The organism is Candidatus Omnitrophota bacterium, assembly GCA_028715415.1.
Lineage (GTDB): Bacteria > Omnitrophota > Gorgyraeia > Gygaellales > Profunditerraquicolaceae > JAQURX01.
Window position 1 is genome coordinate 17,626 of the sequence record JAQURX010000002.1, and the last position, 4,156, is coordinate 21,781.

Genomic DNA, 4,156 nt, shown 5'->3' on the forward strand with positions numbered 1-4,156 from the left:
ATGTTTATTTATTTTCACCAGAATAGATTAAATTACGAAAAAGGGCAGATGATGCCCGTTTTTATTTTGGTGCTGGTAGTTATTATTACAATGGCATTGGTTACTGTAAATATTTCTAAGATTGGTCTAATCAAGACAGACTCTTCAAATGCTGCAGATGCCGGTGCTCTGGCCGGAGGCGCTGCAATGGCAAATACTTTTAATAGTATTGCCTATGCTAATTCAGAGATGAAGGCTGCATATGATGAATTCTTCGCGCAGATGTCCACGATGTTTGCTATGCAGCTGGTTGCTTTAGTGTTGACTAAAACTTCCGCGACCGCAGCTCAAATAAGCGCAACAGCAGGCTTAGCAGCCGGCCAGGCCGCTGATACGTCTGCAATGTTAGCATTAGATGAAATTAATAGTGATTTGCCTTGTATTGCAATTGGATTTGCGGAATCGGCTTCTCAAAGCACTACTGCAGCACTCGCAGCTATGACAGCTGCTGAAGCTTCAATTGGAACAGCTACTGCCATGATGACTGCAATAAAGATAACAACAGTTGGAATGATGTTATCTACTTTCTTTTTTGCGGTTGCGCAGAATTTTATGTATTTATCTATCAGAAAAATGGCGCGAGAAGGCAGAAAGAATGCAATCAGGGTTGCCCACCAGTATCTATTTAACAATAGCGGGATAACTCAAAAGTTAAAAAGGAATATTCTAAAAGACCCGGATTTTGGAATCGGCAATTGGCAGCAATTTAGCAATTATCAACAGGCATTTGCGCTTTTTATGAAGTTTATTGTTAAAGACAACTCTTTTTATACTTACCCGTGGATAGATGGGCAAAATAGGACGCATACGGTTACTTCGCAGGTTGACATACGTCCGGTGGATAAGTTTTCGTTAAAAGTTTCTAATCTGCCGCTTCCCGCAATAGAAGCAATTTTTGCTGTAATCTTAATAACCGTTTCTGCGGCTATCTCTCAGTTTTCTGCAACCCTTGCTTCTTATGGAAAGGCAATAGCTTCTTACACCGACACAAAAACTAATTATGAGAAGGCACTTGAAGCTTTAGAGAGAGCTTGTGATACTTATTGGCCTTGCCATCTACTTGGAATAAGTTGTGATGTTTATGAGGCATCAATGAATGATGCTATAACTGCATTAACAAAAGGTGAAGAAGCTAACAAGGCAGGCAATGGTTTTGTTGAGGCTGGCTTAGGCACAAATGCATCAGCAATTGGTACAATTGCCCCAATAAGCACTCTTTTAGTAGGAGGAAATGCTTCTGCTTTGGGTGGCTTAAGGCCGGGCCCTACATTTACCAGTTTTAGCGATGCCGATGGGCTTTTGTTTATTATTGACTGGATAGAAGATGTTGTGCATGATCGTTTAGTGCGCGTTTCAACGACGCAAACTCATGCTGGAGGAGATTTGACTTTATGGCAGACTAAGTATCCAAATATTAGCAGCTATTCTATAGTTAGCTTTCAGGGAGACGGTCAAATTAAACCTCAGCCAAAAGCAAATTTTGATGCAGATATAAAATGGACTGATATCTATTTACCTGAGATAAATCCTCCGGAGGACGCGGTTTGTAAAGAAGTAGAAGGCAAAGTAGGTTTATTGCAAGAGCAGTTGGATAATCTTCAGGCAAGCAGTGATTCAATGGAAGCAAATGCAAATGATGTAGATGGGTATGCTCAAACTGTTACAGAAGATAGCAATGCTTTGGCATCAAGTTATACTAGCATAGGCTCAGGGCTTTCTTTGAGCGCTGCGGAAACCAGAGAAGGGACTAGTGCGATAGATAATAAGGTGCAGAACATAGTAAATTCTTTGCAATCCATCTTAACTTGGATTCAAATCCTGATGGATCCACAGTTGCTTCCGATATTACTGGAGTTGATAAAGTCGCTTCCTCAAATAAAGGATGGTATTCTTGCAGGCGCAAGTTTTCTTGACGGAGGAGCAAGCTTTCTTAATGGAGAAGCTGACAGGTTAAATTCTACTGTTGGCTCGGAAACGCAGGCTTACGGAGAATCCACGAACACTATAAGAGAGCATATAGGAGAAGGCGGAGTGCAACAGAATGAAATTAATGCAATGCAGGCTGAAATAGAGCAGTATAAAAAAGATTATTCCCAGTGTTCGTTTTAAGGAGGAGGTGTAAAGTGTTGTTAAAAGCAAGATACAAGATAATTTCTTTTCTCGCGGCTTTATTTATTTTATCTAATTTGGGAACGTGTTTTTCTGCTTGGTGGGATAATTCATATATACCGGCTCCCCCTGAAACCGAACAGCTAAGGACGCAAACAAAAGTCTTTTCCGGGACAGAATTCAAATTTACATATTATACCAGCACGCAGGATGAAAAGAGTATAAAGGATTTCTATAAACGGGAACTAATTAATTTAGGTTGGAAGGAAAAGCAGATTTTGGATGGTTTAATGGGAGACAAAAAAGAGGAGATAAAAGAGGGTTCAACTTTAGATTTATTTTTTGACAACAATCTTATTTATGAAAAAGACGGGAAGATGCTCACTGTAACATTCCTTCCTAAAGAAGTCAGGCAGCAAGGAAGGGTTGATTATTCAATTAGCATAGGAAAGCCTGATTTCGAAAAGTTTAAAGTTTCTCCTCAGGCAAGCCCAATTCCAAAATTAATGGCTAAGCCCCAAAAGAATGTTGCCCCGGTTTATCCCGGAGCAGTGTTAGTTAGCCTTTCAGAAAAAGCCGAGTATTTAAAAGCAGTTTATTATACTCAAGATGATATTGAGAAGGTTATGGATTATTATAAAGGAAAAATGCCTTCATCCGGATGGTCATTGGTTGATGAAGTCCCAATTACAAAAACAGATTACAGTAAGGCAACTGAAAAATTATGGGATTTGGAATCATGCCCAACTTGCCAGCAAGGAAAAATAGGATTTTCTCAGATTATGGGAGAGGTTTGGTTTGGAGAATTGAGTTATGCTAATCAAAAAAGCGATACCTGTAAAGTTGGTTTTATCAACAATGCAAAAGCAGAGGGAGGAAAGCAGGGATATTTACCAGGCTTTACCGCTATAAGAGTAGACTATGAGAAGAAGAAATAGTTTTATAAACGCTCAATCATTTGTTGAGTATGCTGTGATTATTGCAGTAGTAGCTGCTGCAATTTTGGCAGGGAGGGCCTTTTTTGTTCGAGCCTTGCAGGCAAAATACCGCCAGAGCGCAGATACTTTTGGCCAAGGCGAACAGTATGATAAAAGAGCGACCAAAGACGTTTCTTTAGATACTCCGGGGTCAGATCTTGTCCCTACAATACTCCCTGAGCTTGTGCATGATTGTGATGTAATTAGAGAAAGAGTAACCGGCTTAGAAACATCAATTAGTAACCTTTATAGTCAGGCAGATAAATTGGAGCAGAGTGCTGCAAGTTTGGCAGTAAGCGCGGCATTGGTAGGCAGCGTAAGCGATATTTCAATTAAGCAGTATAAATCTGAAGCAACATCTTTAAGAGATGAAGCAGCAGATAAGCAACAGCAGGTAGATACCATTAGAGGCAAGTTTCCAGATTGTTTTTAGCATGTTTTAATTGTCCAATCTGCTAATAAGTAATGTCCAATCTGGATAAAATACAATAAAAATGTCCATTCTGAAACAAGGTTTTCGCTGGTAGATAGAAAAATAGAGGTTGGTTAAGCTTGTTTCGTTGCCACGAATAAGCGCCTTTCAAGCCAGCCTCTTATTTCTACCAGTGTTTCAAACATCCCACCATTAGGTTCTCTAAAAGTGAAGTAATCATGAAAAACAATAGTTTTTGGGAAGCTTTTGCTTCTTTTCTGGCCAGGTAATTGACAATTAAACTAACTAAAAGTAAATTTTTTAAGCAGAGTTAAAACATGCTCAAACTAAAGAACTTTCAATATGAAAGCGCTATCATTTTGGTATGATTTTTTGCTTGACACTATTAATAACTATATGATATACTTTTGATGCTCTTGGAAATAAGATTGTTTATCTGAAAAAGGTAAACTCCGAGTAATCGGAGGACACAAAGCCACGGGTCCTCACGCGAGAAAGAATTGTAGGATAGCCGGGTTGCCGAATAAAAAAATTATTTGACAATCCGGCTTTTTTTTGAAGCATTAATAAATAGTTTGTTAAAGAATAAAAAAAGAAA

General features: G+C 39.0%; 3 protein-coding genes and 1 riboswitch. All 3 genes read left to right on the forward strand.

What is annotated here, in order from left to right; all coding sequences use genetic code 11:
* Genes PHO70_01110 through PHO70_01120 form a run of 3 tightly spaced genes read left to right on the forward strand, consistent with a single transcriptional unit; the run spans position 1 to position 3,558 of the window.
* The gene (locus PHO70_01110) at positions 1-2,148 is read left to right on the forward strand and encodes a pilus assembly protein TadG-related protein (GenBank protein MDD5431579.1); all 2,148 of its coding nucleotides are present in this window, start codon (positions 1-3) and stop codon (positions 2,146-2,148) included.
* Positions 2,149-2,162: 14 nt separating this feature from the next.
* Positions 2,163-3,086: a hypothetical protein gene (locus PHO70_01115; GenBank protein ID MDD5431580.1), complete on the forward strand. Its 924-nt coding sequence runs from the start codon at positions 2,163-2,165 to the stop codon at positions 3,084-3,086.
* Positions 3,070-3,558 carry a hypothetical protein gene (locus PHO70_01120; GenBank protein MDD5431581.1) on the forward strand — a complete coding sequence of 163 codons (489 nt, stop codon included), beginning with the start codon at positions 3,070-3,072 and terminating at the stop codon, positions 3,556-3,558. Before PHO70_01115 ends, PHO70_01120 begins: the two co-directional genes overlap by 17 nt.
* Before the next feature lie 434 nt (positions 3,559-3,992).
* Positions 3,993-4,082, forward strand: a riboswitch (cyclic di-GMP riboswitch).
* Positions 4,083-4,156: the final 74 nt, after the last annotated feature.